Annotated in this window: 2 protein-coding genes; both read left to right on the top strand. The window is 65.2% G+C overall.

Going from position 1 to position 21,187, the window contains the following annotated elements:
• Positions 1-146: 146 nt before the first annotated feature.
• The gene (locus tag AC1D75_RS05540) at positions 147-12,053 is read left to right on the top strand and encodes a non-ribosomal peptide synthetase (protein ID WP_495514286.1); all 11,907 of its coding nucleotides are present in this window, start codon (positions 147-149) and stop codon (positions 12,051-12,053) included.
• Between the two features lie 29 nt (positions 12,054-12,082).
• Positions 12,083-21,058, top strand: a complete 8,976-nt coding sequence (locus AC1D75_RS05545; RefSeq protein WP_495514287.1) for an amino acid adenylation domain-containing protein — start codon at positions 12,083-12,085, stop codon at positions 21,056-21,058.
• The last annotated feature ends 129 nt before the right edge of the window (positions 21,059-21,187 follow it).

Raw genomic sequence — 21,187 nt, forward strand, 5'->3', positions numbered from 1 at the left:
GCCACCCCGGCCCTGCCGGGGTGGCTCACGGCGTTTTCGGGGCATCCGAACAACCCCTGACACTTCATATAGCCTAAACTGACAGGCGAGTATGCGTGAGGTCGTGCAGATAGTCCGACCGGGGTGTCACGGAGGGTTCGGTTCACATGACTGACACGTTCGAAACAACCAATGCAGGCGTTGGCCCAGCGGCGCCCGTCGGTGAATATGACGGTGGCACTGTCGATCTGCTCGCCGATGCGGATGTCGATGCGGGCCTCGGTCAACCGCCGGTCCGTCTGTCGATCGCAATACCGGGCGTGCGCGGTCTGCCGGAATCCGCTGTCGAATGGGCCGCTCGGCGGTGGTTCAGTGACTACTCGGGCCTGCTGCGCGCGTCGGGAGACTCGCCGCAGCCCGCATACCGGGTGAGCAGCGACCATGAAGATCTGAGCACCCCGCACCCCGGCGCCGTCGTGGACATGACCTGTCTGGTCGACGCCACCGGCGGTGTCCTGGAACTGACTGTCGACGTCACCACCAACGATCTCGACGAGGTATGGATCGCAGGCGCCGCCGACGTCATCCGTCGACTCGCCCACGACCGTCTCGAGAACCGGGAGAGTTCCGTTGCTCTCGGCGATGGCCGGGCCGTGCTCGCGCAGTACCTCCTCGAAGCAGCGTCGCCCGAACTGCTCGAACGTGATCACTGGGCCGAATTCGGCACCGAGCTCGAAGAACTCGAGCCGGCCACCATCGGGAACGACCCGACGGCCCGTGAGACCGGTGCGGCGCACGCCGATTGCCATCGCCTCCGAATCCACGCTCCGGTGACGGATTCCGGGTTGTCCTCGAGGGTTCTGGTGGTCGGATCGGTGCTGCGGGCACTCGTGGATTGCGGCGTGCTCGACGGCGACACCGCCGACGGCGTGCTCATCGACGTCGAGGAGCCCGCCCGAACGCAGCGCTGGGCACTGATCCCTGGCCGGATCCGTCGTCGGTTCCCGCTCTTGATCCCCGACGAACTCGTCTTTGCCCCGGTTGATCCCACGGGCGATTCCATGGTCGGTCCAACGGCCGAGTACCTCGCCGTCCTGGCAGCGGTGGTGGACATCGACGGCCCGACCGCTTCGGAGCATGGCGCGCTGCGGTTCGCGAATCCCTTGGCCGAAGGCATGTTCGACGACCTTGCCGAAGCCGACGTCCTGGCCTCGATCCGCTTCGGTGACGCACTGCCTGCCTCAGATCGGTCCGAAGGCGATCAGACGGCGTTCGGGCGGTACGCGGTGGTGGTGACGGTCTGGATCGGTGCGACGGCGATCAACGGGCAACAACCGGTGGTCGTCGACGTGGCGGTTCGCCCCGACGCCCAGCCCGGTGCAGGCGATCTGGCCACGTCCGTGGCGGCTTCGCTGGGTGTCTGGGGTGCCGGACATCTCGGTGACGTGGAAGGCGTGGGGTCTGCTTTTGCCGCCGAACCTGCGGCGGCGCCGCTGGTGTCCGTCGACGACGAGACCGGCGCGCGCATCGAGGCATTGTTCGGGCAACCGCGAGATGTGCTGCCCGTCTCGGCACTTCAAGAGGGTCTGCTCTTTCACCTGCAGTCCGCGCAGGCCTCGCAGGCAGGCGACCTGTATGCGTCACAGTTCCATCTGACCATCGAGGGCCAGATCGACGCGGCCCGGATGCGGGACGCAGTGCGTGCGTTGTTGTTGCGTTACCCGAACCTGGCAGCAGGCTTCGTCACACTCGGTGACCGCACGTTGTCGGTGGTCCCTTCCGTCATCGAGGTCCCCTTCCGCCACCTGCGTTGCGATGTGTGGAAGCGAGACTTCGACACTGTGGCACAGGTCTTCGAACATGAACGTGCACAACCTTTCTCCGCCACCGCACCACCGTTGATCCGATTCGTGCTGATCGAGCTCGCGCCGCGCAGTTCGGTTCTGTGTGTGACTTTCGAGCACATCCTGGCCGATGGGTGGTCCGCGGGCCTGATGATGGATACGCTCCTCGACCTCTACACCGACCCGTCGGGGAGTTCGCTGACCGAGGTGGTCTCTTTCCGGACCTACCTGCAATGGTTGGCCGGACGGGATCTGTTGGTGGCCCGCGAGATCTGGGGCCGTCAACTGTCCGGATTCGATGAGCCGACCCTGCTGCGTCCGGACGCCGCGGCGATCGCGGCGACCACGGCGATGGCCAGAGACCACCACGAGGACCTCTCCCGATCGCTCAGTGATGACATCCGGAGCGCTGCCGCGGCCACCGGCGTCACCGTGAGCACGTTCCTGCAGGCGGCCTGGGGTATCACCCTGTCGCGGCTGGTCGGCAAGGATGACGTCGTATTCGGTACCACCGTCTCCGGTCGCCCCGCAGATCTCGAGGGTGCGGAATCGATTGTGGGACTGCTGTTCAACACTGTTCCGGTGCGGATGACGCTGCAGCCGGATCATACGGTGGCCCAGGCGCTGGCTGACCTTCACGCGCGCAACATGGATGTCCTCGAACACCCGTACATCGGGCTCGGTGACATGCAGGCCATGGTGGGTCTGCGTACGTTGTTCGACACCCTGTTCATCATCCAGAATCATCCGGGACGCCGCGAGGGACAGACCTACGGTCCGGCAGGCGAGGTGCGGGTCGCCGATGCCGAGCTGACGGACTCAACCCATTATCCCGTCTCCTTCGCGTTGTATCCCGGTGAACAGATCCATGTGCGGTGCGCCTATCGGGGCGACCTGTTGACCGCCGAACAGGTTGCCGTGCTGGTGGATCGGCTGCGGGGAGTTCTGCAGGACATGTCCGCGAACACCGCGTCGTCGGTGGGCAGTATCGCGGTGGCCACCGACAGCGAATACGCCCAGGTCACCTCCGAATGGAATGCGACCACGCGGGCGGTCGAACCCGTCACGGTTGCAGAGCTTTTCGATGCCGGTGTGGCCCGGACGCCGGATGAGGTCGCTCTGCGCTCCGGCCGGACGAGTCTGACGTTTGCCGAACTCAGCGCTCGGGTCCACCAATACGCTCGCGCATTGCGCGTCCGCGGTGTGGCCCCGGAATCCCGGGTGATCCTGATGCTTCCGCGGGACGAACGGATGATCATCTCGATGTTCGCGACCTTTGCGGTCGGGGCGGCATACGTGCCTGTCGATTCGGACTATCCGGTCGAACGGATCGGATACATGATCGATGCCGCCGCGCCGACCCTGATCGTGACGACCACCGATCTCGCGGCCCGACTGGGCTCTGTGGACTGCGCCGTCCTCGATCTCGACGATGTGGACGTGATCACCGAACTCGGTGCATACGCACCCGGACCACTGTCGGCCGCCGAACTCGGTACGCCGGTACATCTGGACAATCTCGCCTACATCATCTTCACCTCGGGCTCGACCGGTCGTCCCAAAGGTGTTGCGGTGCCGTACCGCGGCCTGACCAACATGTACTTCAACCATGCCGAGCGCATCTTCGATCGTGTGGTCGCCGGGCAGGGTGGACGCCGAATGCGGATCGCCCACACCACCTCCTTCTCCTTCGATGCGTCGTGGGAGCAGTTGTTCTGGCTTCTCGCCGGACACGAGGTGCACGTGATCGACGAGGACATGCGCCGGGATCCGACCGCACTGCTGGCCTACTACGACCGCGAGGTGATCGACGGATTCGACGTGACGCCGTCGTATGCGATGTATCTGATCGAGCAGGGACTCCTGGAGCGGGATCGTCCGCGGGGTCTGTCCGTGTCGGAGACTGCTCCCGGCGTCGTGTTCGTCTCACTCGGCGGCGAAGCGGTACCGGATGTGCTCTGGACCGCGCTGCGGGACGCACCCGGGGTGGAGGGCTACAACCTCTACGGCCCAACCGAATACACGATCAACGCACTGGGGGCCGACGTCGCGGACAGCACCGTGTCGTCGGTGGGGAACCCGATCTTCAACACGCGTGCACACATCCTGGACTCCGGACTCAATCCGGCTCTGCCCGGTGTTGCCGGTGAACTGTATCTTGCAGGCGCGGGGACAGCGCGTGGCTACTTCGAACAGCCGTCGATGACCGGCCACCGATTTGTCGCCTGCCCCTGGGGCGATGGTGAGCGGATGTACCGCACCGGCGATCTGGCGCGGTGGCGTGCCGACGGCAGCATCGAATACCTGGGCCGGGTCGATGACCAGGTGAAGATCCGGGGCCATCGCATCGAGCTCGGGGAGATCGTCAACGTCCTGCTCGATGCACCGTCGATCGCGCAGGCGACGGTGGTTGTCCGGGAGGGTGCCGCGGGCCCGATCCTGGTCGCGTATGTGGTTGCTGCCGAGCATGATCGACAGATCGACACCGATGCCCTTCGTTCGCACGTCGCACAAAGACTGCCGGACTACATGATCCCGTCGGCGTTCGGCGTGATCACCGAGATACCGCTGACCATCAACGGCAAGGTCGATACCAGGGCGCTACCGGCAGTGGACACCGGCGAGGACGTCCATGTGGCGCCACGCACGGCGACCGAAGAGGTTGTCGCCGAGGTCATCGCCTCGATCCTGGGTCTCGACCGGGTGTCGGTGGATGACGACTTCTTCGCGTTGGGTGGCCATTCGTTGTTGGCGATGCGGGTGGTGTCGAGGGTCAACGGGGCAGTGAACTCGGCGTTGTCGTTGCGGGACGTGTTCGACAGTCCATCGGTGGCTGGCATCGCGGCGGTGGTCGATTCGGAAACCTCCGGTGTCGGACGGCTCAGGGTGGCCGACGTCGCGCGCGCAGATGTGGTGCCCGCGTCGTACGGCCAGCAGGCCCTGTGGTTGATCGGGCAGGTGACCGGCGCCGGCTCGGTCTACACGATTCCGGTGCTGCTCTCGGTTGGTCCCGACTTCGATCAGGCGGTGTGGTCTGCGGCGTTGACGGATGTGGTGACACGCCAAGAGGCGTTGCGCACCTTGCTGGTCGATGTCGGTGACGGCGTCCTGCAACAGCAGCTTGTTACCGCTGACGAGATCGATTCGTGGCTTGTTGTCGAGAACATCGACGTGACCGGCACGGCGGGCTCGGCGGTGCCGCAGCGGGTGCAGGCCTGGGTGCGGCAACCGATGGACGTGGCCCGCGACTTTCCGGTGCGGGCGGCGGTGTTCTCGGGCGGATCCGATGGAATCACTGTGGGCGCACCCGTGGTCGCGGCGCTGGCGATACATCACGCGTTCATGGACGAGTGGTCGTTGCCCGTGTTGTTGCGTGACCTCGGTGATGCGTACTCGGCACGTAGCCGTGGACGGAATCCGGTATGGGAGCCGTTGGCGGTGTCGTACGGGCAGTACGCGCTGTGGCAGCGGGAGCTGTTGGGTGACGGCGACGCGGCGGGTTCGGTTGCCGCGCAGCAACTGAGCTACTGGACGACACATCTGGCGGATGCGCCGGATGTGACGATGGTGGCGACGGACCGGCCCCGGCAGGCACTGGCGTCCTATGACGGCTTCTCGGTGGAGTTCTCGGTTGATGATGCTGTGACGCAGGGGCTCCGGGCAGTGGCAGCGTCGTCGGATGTGTCGATGTACATGCTGGTGCAGGCGGCTGTCGCGGTGACGATGAGTGCCTTCGGTGCCGGCGATGACGTGGTGCTGGGATCGCCGGTGGGTGGCCGCGGTGACGAGGATCTCGATGATCTGGTCGGCTATTTCGTCAACACCTTGCCGATGCGCCATCGACTGGACGGCAACCCGGCCTTGGTCGAGGTGCTCGATCGGGTGCGTGAGGTGGTACTCGGCGGCTTCGCGAACCAGGATGTGCCGTTCGACCAGATCGTGAAGTTCTCCGGGGTCACGCGCAGCAGCGCGCACAACCCCCTGTTCCAGACGTTGGTGACCTATCGGGCCGCTGGTGTGGTCGGGTCGAGTGCTGATTCGCTTGCGGCAGCAGGATTCGGACCTTATGCCGAGCGGGTCGAGATCGGCACGGCCAAGAGTGACCTCGAGATCGACATCGCAGATGGGGTCGACGGACTGACCGGTGTCATCGCCTGTGCGGCAGCGCTGTTCGATGAGTCGACGGGCAGGCGATTGGCAGACGGTCTGTCGCGAGTGCTGGCCGCATTTGCCGGCGATCTCACCCGTCGTCTTTCGGACCTCGCGGTGGTGACGTCATCGGATCTCGGACACATCGAACGCTGGTCGCAGGGTGAAGCTGTACCCGCCGATCGTGACGCGACGCTGGATGTCCTGGTGGCCGACGCGGTCCGCGCGCAGCCGGACGCGACTGCGGTTCGCGGCGGCGCCAGGGAGCTGTCCTACCGGGAGTTGGGTGAGGCCACCACGCGCCTGGCGCGACGCCTGATCGCCGATGGGATCGCACCCGAAGACCGTGTCGCAGTGTTCGTTCCGCGATCGATCGAGATGGTGACCGGGTTCGTCGGTGCGGCTGTGGCCGGCGCGGCCGTGGTGCCGGTGGATTCGTCGTATCCCACCGAACGCATCCGGATGATTCTGGACGACTGCCGTCCGGCGATGGTGTTGACCACATCCGCATTGGCCCAGGCCATCTCGGAGATCACCGGAAGACTCGGTGCACGGGTGATCTGTCTGGATGAAACCGACCAGAGTTTTTCGGAGACTGCCGGTCTCGGCGCTGGGCTACCGGCGCTGCGCTCGTCCAACGCCGCCTACGTCATCTACACGTCCGGGTCCACCGGCCGTCCCAAGGGCGTCGTCGTCGACCATGCGGCGATCATCAACCTGATCCGGTGGCGGCAGTCGGAGTTCCCCCTCGGCGTTGGTGAGAGTGTGTTGCAGAAGACGTCGGTGGGATTCGATCCGGCGATCCCGGAAATACTGTGGCCCTTGGTCGTCGGAGGCACGGTTGTCCTCGCCGATGACGGCGGGGACAAGGACCTGTCCTATCTCGGCCGGGAGCTGAACTCGGGCGGCATCACCTTTGTCGAACTCGTCCCGTCGGTGATCGCGGCGATGCTCGAACAGGGCATCGACCTGTCCGGCTCCGGTCTGAAATACCTGTCCGCCGGTGGCGAGGCGTTGTCCGGGGCCCTCCGTGAACGCATCGCACAGGCCTGGGGTGTGCCGGTCTGGAACACCTATGGTCCGGCCGAGGCCGCGGTGGAGGTCACCAGCTTCAGCGGCGATACCGACAGCCGGGGTGCGATCCCGATCGGCTCGCCCGTCTGGAACACCCACGTACTGGTGCTCGACGATCTCCTGCGGCCGGTTGCCCCAGGGGTGACGGGCGAGCTCTACGTGGGTGGAGAGCAACTGGCCCGCGGCTACCTGGATCGCCCCGACCTGACCGCCGCACGATTTATCGCCTCCCCGGCAGGTGCCGACGGCGAGAGGGTCTATCGCACCGGTGATCTCGTGCGATGGACCGAAACCGGGGATCTGGTCTTTGTCGGCCGGGCCGACAACCAGGTGAAGATCAACGGGTCCCGGGTCGAACTCGGTGACGTCGAGGGCGCACTCAGGTCCATCGCCGGCGTCGCGAACTGCGCGGTGACCGTTCTGGATACGCCGAACGGAGTGTCCCGCCTGATCGCATACGCGACCCCGGCCGGGGTCCGGACGACCCACGACCTCGACCCGTCGGCGATCCGGACCGCACTCTTCGATCACATCCCGGCGCACATGGTTCCGGCAGCGGTCATCGTGGTGCAGACGTTGCCGCGCACCGCAAACGGAAAACTCGATCTCAGTGCGCTACCCGCACCGGAGGATTCAGCGGGTACCGGGCGGCTTCCCGAGACCCCGACCGAGCAGCTGATCGCTACCGCGTTCGCTGATGTGCTGGGCGTGGATCGGGTGGCGGCCGACGACGACTTCTTCGGCCTTGGCGGTCATTCACTGTTGGCGATGCGGGTGGTGTCGCGGATCAATGGCGCGCTCGGGTCGGCGTTGTCGCTGCGAGATGTGTTCGACCGTCCGTCGGTGGCAGGGCTTGCCGGCGTCCTCGATTCGACCGCTGGTGGGGCGGGCCGGATTCGGCTCGCCGATGTGGCGTGTGGCGAGGTCGTGCCTGCGTCCTTCGGTCAGGAAGCACTGTGGCTGATCGGGCAGGTGACCGGTGCGGGCTCGGTCTACACGATTCCGGTGGTCCTCACGGTTGGCGCTGATTTCGACGAGAATGCATGGTCGGCGGCGTTGACCGATGTGCTGATCCGGCAGGAGGCGTTGCGAACCCTGCTCGTCGACTCCGGTGAGGGTGTGTTGGTGCAGCGGGTTGTCCCTACCGATGGCCTCGGTTCATGGTTCGGCGTTGAACGGCTGGCTCTTTCGGGTTCCGATATCGACGGTGCCGCGAGCACTGATGCTCATGCGCGGGTCGAATCCTGGGTGCAGCGCCCCGTCGACGTGGGTCGCGACTTCCCAGTGCGTGCTGCTGTGTTCGCGAACGTCGACAGCAGCGCGGATGATTGGGTGGTCATCGTGGCGCTGGCGATCCACCATGTCGCGGTTGACGAGTGGTCGCTGCCGGTATTGCTGCGTGACCTGGGTATGGCGTACTCGGCCCGTCGCCATGGCCGCGCTCCGGTCTGGGACCGTCCGGTGGTGCCATACGGACGCTACGCGGTGTGGCAACGGGAGTTGTTGGGCGACTGCGATAATCCGGGCTCAGTCGGTCACGAGCAGTTGGGTCATTGGCGCGAACATCTCACCGGTGCGCCGGAGGTGTCGATGGTGGCGACGGACCGGCCGCGCCCTGTGGTCGCGGCGTTTGACGGATTCTCGCTCGAGTTTGACGTCGATGACACTGTGACGCAGGGTCTTCGGGAACTGTGTGCGTCGTCGGACGTGTCGATGTACATGGTGGTCCAGGCCGCTGTCGCAGTGATGATGTTCGGATTCGGCGCCGGTGACGACGTGGTGCTGGGGTCGCCGGTAGGTGGCCGTGGTGATGAGGATCTGGATGACGTTGTCGGCTATTTTGTCAACACTCTGCCGTTGCGTCATCGGCTGGATGGGAACCCGACCCTGGCCACGGTGCTGGCCCGCGTTCGGGAGGTTGTCCTGAGTGGTTTCGCGAATCAGGACGTGCCGTTCGGCCAGATCGTGCAGGACTCCGGCGTGAGGAGGAGTAGCGCCCACAACCCGTTGTTCCAGACGCTCGTGACGTATCGGGTTGCCGGAGTGCTCGACTCGAGTGTGGAGTCACTGCTGGCAGAGGGCTTCTCGCCGTTTCCCGACAGGGTGGGGATCGGTGCTGTCAAGAGCGACCTCGAGGTCGACATCGGCGAAGCCGGTGACAGTCTCGTCGGCACCATCTCGTGCGCGTCCTCGTTGTTCGACGAGGTCACCGCACAACGGTTGGCCGATGGAATGCGTCAGGTGCTGGCGGCATTCGCCGGAGACGTGGATCGCCGACTGTCGGACGTCGCGGTGATCGGTTCCGCAGAGTTGGCGCAAATCGACGGCTGGTCGCGCGGTGAGGTGGTACCCCTTGATCACGATGTGACCGTGGACGTGCTGCTGGCCGAGGCCGCGCGGACGTATGCCGCCGTGCCCGCGGTTCGCGGTGGTGGGAAGCAATTGTCCTATGCGGAGTTCGATGGCGCGGTGAACAGGCTGGCTCGGTTCCTGCTGGCGCGGGGTGTGAGACCGGAGGCCAGGGTGGCTGTCCTGCTGCATCGCTCCGTGAAACTTCCATCGGTGCTGAGCGGAATCGTGCGTGCCGGTGCGACATTCGTTCCGATCGACCCGTCGAACCCGGCGGACCGGATCGAATACGTTCTCACACAAAGTGGCTCGACCATCGTGTTCGTCGAATCCGCCACGCGCTCCGCGCTCGACGGGGTCGCGATCGGAGACGACGTCACGGTCATCGACCTCGGAAGTCCGGACGTTCAGGTGCAACTCGCGCAGTTCGGCAGTGCCCCGATCGAAGACGAAGAGCGTCCTCGTCGGATACTGGGATCCGACGCGGCCTACGTCATCTACACATCGGGATCGACCGGCCGGCCCAAGGGCGTGGTGATCGAGCACCACGGGTTCGTGAACTTCCTGCGGTGGAAGCAACAGGTCACCGGTATCGAACCCGACGAACGAGTGCTTCAGAAGACCCCGATATCATTCGACGCTTCCCTCTGGGAGTTCTTCGTGCCGTTGATGATCGGTGCGACGGTGGTGATGGCGGATCCGGATGGACATCGGGATCCGGCCTACCTGGCGCGGATCATCGCCGACGAGCAATTGACAACCATCGAGTTCGTCCCGTCGATGCTCGACGCCCTCCTCGAATACGGTGTCGACGACGTGGACATGTCGAGTCTGCGGCGGATCTTCTGCGGTGGTGAGGCACTCTCGGTGGCCACCGCATCCGCGGCATTGGCGAGATTCGGTGACATCTTGTTCAACCTCTACGGGCCCACCGAGACCACGGTGGGAATCACCTCGCAGAAGGTCAGTTCGTCGTTGCTCGAATCGGGTGCACGGTTCGGCGGAGGATTGCCGATCGGCGTGCCCGCACACAATTCGCAGGCCCTGGTGCTCGACCGGTACCTCTCGCCCGTCCCGGTCGGTGTGGTCGGCGAGTTGTACCTGGGCGGTCCGCAGTTGGCCCGCGGCTACCATGGCCGAGCTGATCTGACGGCCACCGCGTTCGTGGCGAGCCCGGTGCCCGGCGCCACGGGGAAGAGGATCTACCGAACCGGAGACCTGGTGCGGTGGAACAAATTCGGCTCGTTGGAGTACCTGGGACGAGTGGACGATCAGATCAAGATCCGTGGGTTCCGGGTCGAGGTCGACGAGATCAGAACAGTTCTCGAACAGCATCGGGGTATTCGGTCGGCGGCTGTGGTGGCCCGTGACCGGACCGGTGTCGGCTCTTCGGACCGATACCTGGCCGCGTACTACTGTGTCGAGGCATCCGGCGGACCCGAGTTCGTCGCCGCTGATCCGGTGGCAATCGAACGCACACTGCGAGCGCATCTGTCGGCGCGACTGCCCGACTATATGGTGCCGTCGGCATACGTCGCGCTGGAGTCCATTCCGGTGACCGTCAACGGCAAGCTCGATGTGAAAGCGCTGCCGGAGCCGGGCACCTCGAACGAAGGCGGCACTGAGCCGACCACGGATCTCGAAAGGGCTGTGGCACAAGTGGTGCAGGAGATCCTGGGTCTCGATGCCGATCAGACGCTCTCGCTGGAAGACGACTTCTTCCGGCTCGGTGGGCATTCACTCTTGGCCGCGCGCCTCGTCACACGGCTGAACCGGGACCTCGGCAGTTCACTGACAATGCAGAGTGTGTTCTCCAATCCGTCGGTCGGGGCTCTGGCGCAGGCCCTCGATCCTGATCGCGGCGTCGGGTCGGACACCGATCCGTTGCTCCTGCGCCTGACCGATACCGAGGCCGGGCAGCAGCCGGTCATCGCCGTGCATGCGAGCTCGGGCTTCGGGACCGTCTATTCGACGCTGGCGTCGTACGTCGAACCCGGGAGGGGTCTTGTGGCGCTGCAGGATCCGTCCCATGCGGGTGATCAGCGCGACTTCGAGACCCTCGACGAGCTGGTCGATTTCTACACCGGTTCTGTGCTGGCGTGTGCACCCGAGGGACCGTACAACCTGGTGGGCTGGTCGTACGGAGGTCACATCGCCTTCGGTATCGCGCGTGAACTCGAGGCGATGGGCAAAGAGGTTGCGACCGTGACGATCCTGGATACCCCACCGGTGACCGGGTCGAGCGTGATCATCTGGGACGAGCGGGAACGGGAACACGAGGTGCGGACCTCGTTCGCACGCTTCGCCGAACTACCCGATGTCACCGGACTGTCCCGCGCGGAGATCCAGGAGCTCAACACCGCAACAACCGGTCCGCTCTCGAATCTCGGTGACCGCGAGGCATTCGCGTTCATGGATTCCTTCGATCGGTGCCTGCGGTTGATGGAGGCCCTGCCTACCAGGGGTGCGCTCAAGGCCCGGGGTCTGCTCGTCCTCGGCCGGGAGCACGCGGACTCGGCCCGCCAGACCACAGAGCAGTGGAGCCGTCACTTCCACGAAGGCGTCGAGGTGCGTTGGGTGGACGTCGACCACGAGGACATGGTGTCAGCCACCGGTGTCACCGAATGGGCGCCGTGGTGGGCGCAGCACCTTCGCTGAACTCGTAATTCGATCTAGGAGATATGAACATGTCAACGTCGACAGTCACCGGAATCGAACTGTTCCGAGCTCAGCAGGGTGTGTGGTTTGCACAGCAGCTGATACCGGACAGCGCCGTGTTCAACATCGGCCAGGCGATGTGGTTGCACGGGGAGCTCGACGCGCGGGCGCTCGAAGGCGCATGGCGGCGAACATGGCACGACGCAGAAGTGCTGCGTTCTCGCTTTGTTGCCGACGGGGACGGCGTGATGGCTTACCCCGCCGATCGGGATGCGCCGTGGACCGTCATCGACCTGTCGTCCGATCCGTCCGGCACAGAGGCATCCGACGGCCGGGTCCGTCGCGCGATGGAGGCAGAACTGGCGGTCGCCCGTGACCTGCACGGTGACGACCTGGTCGGCTCGATACTGTTCGATCTCGGTGAGAACCGGTGGGTCTGGTTCTTGCGCATCCATCACATCCTCATCGACGCCTATGGCCTGTCGCTGGTGTCGAAGCGCGTCGCACAGGTGTACACCGCGCTCGTTGCCGGCAAGCCCGTGGAGGATTCGTCGTTCGCTGCTCTGGCCGCGGTCGCGGAGGCGGCCCGACGATCGCCCGATGCTGTTGCCGCCGACCGGGAATTCTGGTCGACGGCGGTTGGCGGGCGTGGTGTCGGCCGGTCACTGGCCGGTGAATCGGTGGCGCTGGCACCGGTCAACCCGAGATTCCCGCTGCATGCGCGCCGCGTGGTGGCCGACAAGGTGATCTCCGACATCGAAAACCTCTGCAAGGCCACGCGTTCCACATGGGCGGAGGTCGTGGTCTTCGGTTGGGCGGCCCATGCCCGGCACCTGATGGCGTCCGACCAGGTGATCGTGGGTATGCCGATGATGGGGCGACGTGGCCCGGCCGCGCTGCGCACGCCGATGTTGGCCGCCAACATCTTGCCCCTGCATCTCGACCTTCCCGGCGGGGCAACCATCGCCGATTCGGTGAAAGCGGTTGTGGCAGGGCTCAAGAAGCTACGGGCACACCAGGAGTACCGGGTCGAGGACGTCGCCCGCGACAACGGACTCGTCGGCACCGACATGCAACCGGTCGGCTCGCTCGTCAACATCAAGGCCTTCGACTATCGATATGAGTTCGGCGCCCTCGACGTCGTCCCGGAGAGCATAGCCACCGGACCGGTCACCGATGTGGCGTTGTCGGTGTACAACGACCCGATCCACGGCTTCGTGTTCGAGTGTGACGCGAACCCGGACCTCTACACACAGGAAGCACTCGAAGCCCTGCTCGACCGGTTCGCGGACTACTTCAGCCGGATCGCGGCTGCAGGTCCGGCGACCCGAACCGGTGACGTCACCACGGTCACCGAGGCGGAAACCCGTTGTATCGCAGACTGGTCCGGAACCGGCCCCCGGCCGACGACCGAGCACTCCGCCGTTGCCGACCAATTCGCCTCACGCGCCGGCGAGTGCTCCGTATGCACGGCACTGATCACCAGGACCGGAGAGCTCACCTACTCCGAGCTGGCCCGTGACGTCGCCCGGATGGCACGGCTGCTGTCTGCCGAAGGGGCCGGCCCGGAAAGCCGAATTGCGTTGTTGTTGAACCGAGGAACCGAACACGTCACCGCGCTGCTGGGTGCACTGACCGTCGGATCAGCGATCGTCCCGGTCGATCCGACCTATCCCCGAGCCCGGATCGGGTACGTGCTCGATGATGCGCAGCCCGACGTGATCGTCACCAGCGGGTCGCTGTTGGCGCAATGGGCAGACCTGGTGGGTTCGCGCAGCACCCGTGTCATCGTGCTCGACGACCCCGAAACACTCTCGCGCATCTCGGAATTCGCGGGTGAGAGGATCGAGGTGGGTGAACTCGGGCGGCCGGTGGAACCCGCCGACATGGCCTACCTCATCTACACATCGGGTTCGACCGGGCAGCCAAAAGGTGTCGCCGGAACACACGGAGCGCTGGCCCATCGGATCGGATGGGCGACCACGGACTGGGGGCCGGTCGATCCCGGTCGCCGCGACGTCCGGATAGCCAAGAGTTCGGCCGGTTTCATCGACGGCACCACGGAGTTGCTTGCCGCGTTGGTCGCGGGGGCCACCGTGGTGCTGGCCGACGATCAGATCGCATCCGACCCGCGGGCCCTCGCCGAGGCGGTGGACACGCATCAGATCACCCAGCTCACCGCGGTGCCCTCCCTGTTGCGCTCGATGGTCGATGTGGCCGCCGACAAGCTCGCCGGTGTCGAGCGATGGATATCCAGCGGTGAAGATCTGCCGGAATCGCTGATGGTGGATCTTCTTCGGGTGGCGCCGGATTCGGTGGTCATCAATTCGTACGGATCATCGGAGGTGGCCGGAGATGTGGCCTACGCCGAACTCCGCGGGTCCGGGTCGGTGACGATCGGCAGGCCGGTCCCGGACACCACCATCGAAATCCTCGACCGCTGGCTGGCGCCCGTGCCCCCGGATGCCGTTGGGGAGGTCTACGTCGGCGGCACGCAGTTGGCGCGCGGGTACTGGGGCCGTGCCGGCCTGAGTGCGGAGCGATTCGTTGCCGCGCGGCACGGGAACCCCGGCACCCGGATATACCGCACCGGTGACCTCGCGCGCTGGACCTCCGAGGGTGAACTCGTCTATCTGGGGCGCGCCGATCATCAGGTGAAGATCCGTGGCTTCCGGATCGAACTCGGTGAGATCGAGTCGGTGCTCGGCGGACTCGATGGGGTGGCGACCGCAGTGGTGGTCGCACATCCCCACAGCGACGGTGGCCGTGTTCTGGTCGGATACGTCACCGCCGAAGGTGTCGGAGATCTCGAACCCGCCGCGATGATCGCCGACCTGTCGTCGGCCCTGCCCGCGTATCTGGTCCCGGCAGCAGTGGTGGTACTCGACGAGTTGCCGGTCACCGCATCGGGCAAGCTCGACCGGGCCGCATTGACGCTCCGTGACTTCCGGCCCCGGCATGCCGAGACCACCGCACCGTCCACCCCGACGGAAACACTGCTGTCGGAGTACTTCTCAGACGCTCTCGGTGTTGCGGATCCGGGAACCACCGAGAACTTCTTCGCCCTCGGCGGTCACTCGCTGTCGGCAACCCGGGTGCTGGCGCGGATCGCGGGTCAGACCGGCGTTCCGTTGTCGTTGCGGGATGTCTTCGACAACCCGACCATCCGGTCCCTGGCCGTCGTGGTCGAGCGCAAGCGCAATGCCGGGGGCTTTGACGCCGCACCGCCGATCCTGCCCCGAGCGCAATCGGGCTCGGCGCCGTTGTCGGCGTCGCAGGCGCGCCTGTGGTTCCTCTACGAGCTCGAAGGCCCGAGCCCGGTCTACAACATCGTGATCCCGCTACGGGTGCACGGTCGGCTCGATGCCGATGCGCTCCGTACCGGGCTGCGCGAGTTGCTGTCCCGGCACGAACCGCTCCGCACGATCTTCCTGGACACGGAGACGGGCCCGGTTCAGAAGGTGCTCACCGTCGACGAGGCGGATCCGGGTGTGGCGTTCACCGACGGTGACGACGACCCGGACTTCGTGGATCGTTGCCGTGGGCACCGCTTCGACCTCGGATTGCAGATTCCCATCAGGGTGTCGGTGCTGGAACGCTCCGACGGCGAATCGGTGTTGTGCATCGTTGTGCACCACAGTGCTTTCGACCAGTGGTCGGTACCGATCCTGTTCGCCGACCTCGACCGTGCCTACCGGCGGTCCCGGGGTGAGGGTGTTGGAGAACCCGAACAACTCCCGGTTCACTACGCGGATTACGCCCAGTGGCAGCAGGCAATGCTCGGTGGGGGAGCGAGCGGCACCGAACCGGCGCAGATGATCCGGCGCCAACTGGGCCACTGGGCAACGCTCCTGTCAGATCTGCCGGATGAACTGCCGATCCTCACCGACCGGTCACGGCCGGTCGTTGCGGGCCAAGAGGGTTTCACCGTCAGCCGGGTCCTCGACCCGAGGGTGGTGCGCGCGATCAAGTCGGCCTGCGGTCGGCACGAGATCACCGAATACATGTTTGCGCAGACCGCGGTTGCCCTGGTGCTCGGCCATTTTGGCGCGGGCGCCGATGTCCCCATCGGTACACCGGTCTCCGGTCGCGGACAACCAGGGGTCGAGCATCTGATCGGCTTTTTCGTCAACACGCTTGTCGTCCGTAACAACCTCGACGGTGATCCCACCGTCGAGGACCTGTTGCAGCGGACAAAAACGCTCGTTCTCGACGCGTTCGACAACCAGGATGTGCCGTTCGAAAGGGTGGTGGACCAACTCAATCCGGAGCGGATCGCCTCGCGCCACCCGCTGTTTCAGACGATGGTCGTCTACCGGAACGCGCGTGGACTGCCCGCCGACATCGGTGACGTACCGATCGAGCTGATCCAGACGCAGGCAACCACCGCCAAGTTCGACCTCGAATTCGAACTGGTGGAACTTGATTCGGGTGCGTTGAGCGCCGACGTCGTCTTTGCCGCGGACCTCTTCGATCGTGGTACCGGCGAGCGCTACGTCGATACCCTGATGCGGGTGTTGGAGCAGCTCGCCCGCGCCACCACCGAACGGATCAGCGACCTCGACATCGTCGACCATCGCGAGCGCGAGATGGTGCAGAAGTGGTCACGTGCACCGCAGGTAGACGTGCGCGCACACACCATCGACGGGTTGTTCGCCGAGCAGGCCGCCGCGCACCCCGACGCGGTGGCGCTGTCACAAGGGGAGGCCCGGTGGACGTATCGCGAGGTGTCGCAGGCCGCTAACCGCCTGGCCCGGCTGCTGATCTCCAGGGGCGTCGGTGCCGGGGACCGCGTGGCCGTACTCGCGCCACGGCGGCCGGATTTGGTGGTCATGGTGCTGGCGACGCTGACGGCAGGCGCCGCATACGCGCCGGTCGATCCGGGCTATCCCGCAGCCCGGATTGATCACCTGCTCACCGACAGTGATCCTTCGGTACTACTGGTGCACGGCGAGGACGAGCGCCTGCTCGTTGCCGATCACTCAGCACCGTGCATCGTTCTGACCGATACCGAAGTGGCGGAGCAACTTCAGAAACGGTCGGCGGATCCGGTTGCCGACACCGAACGCCGTCGCCGGCACGTGAACACGGATCCGGCGTACATGATCTACACCTCCGGTTCCACCGGCACGCCCAAAGGTGTTGTGGTCCCGCATCGCAACGTGGTTGCACTGCTCGATGCAACCAGGGACATGGACTTCGGCGCGCAGGATGTCTGGACGCTGTTCCACTCCTACTCCTTCGACTTCTCGGTCTGGGAGATCTGGGGCGCGCTGTGCACCGGCGGGCATCTTGTGGTGGTCGATCAGGAGACGTCCAGGGATCCGGCGGCATTCGGGGATCTCGTGCGCCGAGAACAGGTGACCGTACTCAATCAGACACCCTCGGCCTTCTACGCGTTTGTCGACGCCGAGCGCGAACGTGACGGTGAGACCTCACTTGCCCTGCGCACCATCATCTTCGGGGGTGAGGCACTCGATTTCCGGAAGCTCCGGGGATGGTACGACACGCATCCGGAGAGCGCAGCGAACCTGATCAACATGTTCGGTATCACCGAGACCACGGTGCACACCACCGTCCATCGGCTCAGCGGTGACTCCGAACCCGGGGCCAGTGTCATCGGCCGACCGCTCGACAACCTGAACACGTACGTACTGGATCACCGTATGGTCCCGGTTCCACCGGGTGTTGTCGGTGAGCTATATGTCGCCGGTGATCAGGTGGCACAGGGCTATTGGAATCGCCCCGGACTCAGCGCGACCAGATTTGTCGCCAATCCATTTGATGGCGGAGGTAGTCGTCTGTACCGCACCGGCGACCTGATGCGCTGGAATTCCGCCGGACTACTCGAATACGCCTCGCGTGCGGACGAACAGGTCAAAATTCGTGGATACCGCATTGAACTCCATGAGATCGTGGCGGCGCTCGAAGCGCACCCGCTGGTGAAGTCGGCGGTTGTCGTTGTCGGCGAGCGCGAACGCGGCGGGTCGGCGGTGGAATACGCGCCGGAGAAGTACCTCGCCGCGTATTGGGTTGGCGCTGATCAGGACCCAGGCGATTTGACCGGCGACATCGGCAGGATGCTGCGCGAACACCTGGAGGCCTCACTTCCGGCGCACATGGTGCCCGGTCATGTGATCGGTCTGGATGCGTTGCCGCTCACCACCAACGGAAAGCTCGATCGCCGGGCATTGCCGAACCCGCAGGACGTGCTGCGGGTCGGCACCGATGCGCGCGGACCGGAGGGGCCGATGGAGGTGGCGGTGGCCAAGGCTTTCGAAACCGTCCTCGGACTCGACGCCGTGGCGGTGGACGCCGACTTCTTCCATCTCGGTGGTGACAGCATCTCTGCGCTGGCAATCGTCCGTCATGCCCGGACCCACGGCGCCCACACCAGTCTTCGGAAGGTGTTCGAACACCGCACGGTCGAAGACATTGCAGCACATGCCGACCCGGTCGACGGTGCCGATGCGGCAACGGATCGGGTGCACCTGACCCACCGTCCGACGTCGTTGATGCCCATCATGCACCGGCAGCTTGCCTCCGGTGGCGATGGTGCCGGAGGTGATCAGTCGGGGGTACGGCAAACACTTCTGCTCACCGCACCCACCGATGTCGATCTCGTGCGGTTGCGGGAGGCACTGTCCGCGACCATCGCGATCCACGGGGCACTGTCGCTCCGCGTCACCTGTGATGATGGGCGTCCCACGGTGCATGCGGGGGATGCGTACCCAGAACTTCCGGATATCAGAACCGTTGATGCCCGGGGTCTTTCGCAGGACGAGTTCACCGACCTGATCCGTGCGGAAGAGCAGAAGGCGTCGCAGGAACTCGATCTCGGGGGCGGAGCCCTGACCACCATGGTCCACTTCGATCGTGGCGGAGGCGAGGGTGTGGTGGCCTGGCTGGTCAACCACTTTGCGGTCGACTTCGTCTCCTGGGAAATTTTGGTCGCCGACCTGTCTCAGATGTACGAGCGTCCAGAGCTCGCAGATGAGGTGGATCTGTCGTATTTCGAGTGGATGGAATACCTCAACACCGAATCGACACTCGATCAGTTTCGTCCCCAGCTGCCGTACTGGATCGAGTGCGTCGGGGCGGTCGGTTCGAATCAGGCGGTGGCAGAACCGGACCGGATCGACAGGGTTGCACATACCGGAACCTTCGGCGAGGCGGCCTCGGCTGCGGTCGCCGGAGGTGTGGCCGGGCGCGACGGGTTCGTCAACTCGGTGCTCCTGGCGGGTTTGGCACTGGCACTGGGGATCCGGCGCCAACGCGTCGGGCAGGAGCCCTGGGCCGGTCTGCTGGTCGACGTCGAAGGACACGGCCGGGTGAGCCGACCGGACGCGCCACCGTCAGAGGGCGCGGTGGGGTGGTTCACCACCGTCAAGCCGATCGCCCTTCGGGTTCCGGACGACGTGTCGGGGCGGTTGTTCGATTCGCCGATCGTGGGACTGGATGCGCTCGATGCCGTCGACCGGGCTCTGGATCAGGTTCCCGACGACGGACTCGGTTACGGCATCCTGCGGTACCTGGACAATCAGAGCCGGGAGGTGTTCGACCAATTGCCCACTGCAGAGGTCCAATTCAACTATGGCGGGATCACAAACGCGTCGCCGCAGGCGCAGGTATGGACGACACCGCCGGGGCTCCCACGCCTGATCGCAACAGATCCGGCACGGCCGGCGCATCCGTTGGTGGTCAACATCGTGGGCCGCCGTACCGCCGGTGGCGTGGAGTTCCACTATTCACTGGAATCCGATCGGGTGGAGTACGGATCTGCCCTCACCGAGATCGCCGAACTCTGGGAACAGGCCGTCCTGGCGCTGATCTCCGTGACGGATCTCGAGCGTCCCGCGGCGCGTGATGAAGCCGCGGCGGCCGTGGTTCCGACGGCAAATCAGCATCGGCTCCGGGCATCCGCTGTGGATGTCGCCGGATTCGCCCTCACCGAGGTGATCGACCTCGCGCAGGCCCCCGGCCGCGGCCAGCTCGAAGCAGCGCTACTGGATCAGGTGCACCGATATGATGCGCTGCGCCAACGGATTCGGGCCCGGGGCCGGGTATTGCTCGCCGAGGTGCTGCCGGTCTCTGCCGCTGCCGTTGCCGACGCCATCTCCTTCCACACCCTCGACATGTCCGCCGATGCCGCCATCGCCCATGTCGCGCATCAGATGTGTGGCGAACTCGACGCCGCCGAGGGCGTGATGTGCAGGGTGGCAGTGGTCGCCTCCTCTGCCGGACACCACCTGGTGGTCGCGGTGCACGGGACGGCCGCCGACAACCGGTCCTTGCACACGCTGGCGACCAGACTCGCCACCGGGTCGCGGGTGGTCGAGCCTGGCGATGCCGGGATCTCCGTGGTGGACATGGCTGCTGCGTTGAACGACCTGTCCCGGTCACAGCGGGCCACAGAGGCGATCGACGATCTGTGCGACCCCGGGTCCGCCGCTGTGGTGGACCTTTCGTCGATCACTACCGGCGACCGGGTGCAGACCTTTACCCGCGAGGTGCCGGCCAACGCTGACGCCGCAGCGGTGGAGGCGGCATTCCTGCAGGCGGCGGACCGGGTCGAGTTCGGTTCGGCAGTCGACGTCGATGCCGATCTGCGACTACTCGTCGATGGCGACGACCGGGAGTGCCATGACGCATTCGGCTGGTGGACGGCATCCGGACCGGCCGCGTGCGGCGGCGTGCCCGCGGACCCGGCAGCCCGGGCCTGGGATCCGTTGGTCCGCTTCGGAACACGTGAGGGTCGCAAGAAGGCGAAGGGATATGCGGCTTTGCCGATATTGCTCACCAGAAAATACGGGGCGAGCGCGCGGCCGAATATGCGCGAGAGTTACGAACTCTTCTACCAATTGGTGTTCAGCTATCGCATCCGAGAAGAATCGGTTGACCTCCGGGTTTGTGGAGATCAGAAGGAATTCGGCGCCCATTTCCTGGACATGTGGGCATCCGCCATCATAAACCGCACATCAGATATGTCCGATATTGATTTTTGAGGTCACTAAACAGAGATAAGGCATCCGTGCAAATCGAATAGGGAGGCTGGCGCCCCAGATAAGATAAGGCTACCCTCATGAAGTTGGTGAGTGGCCCGTGTCCGGTTGGCACGGCGCCGAGTGCGCCGA

This window comes from Williamsia sp. Y712, from assembly GCF_059445525.1.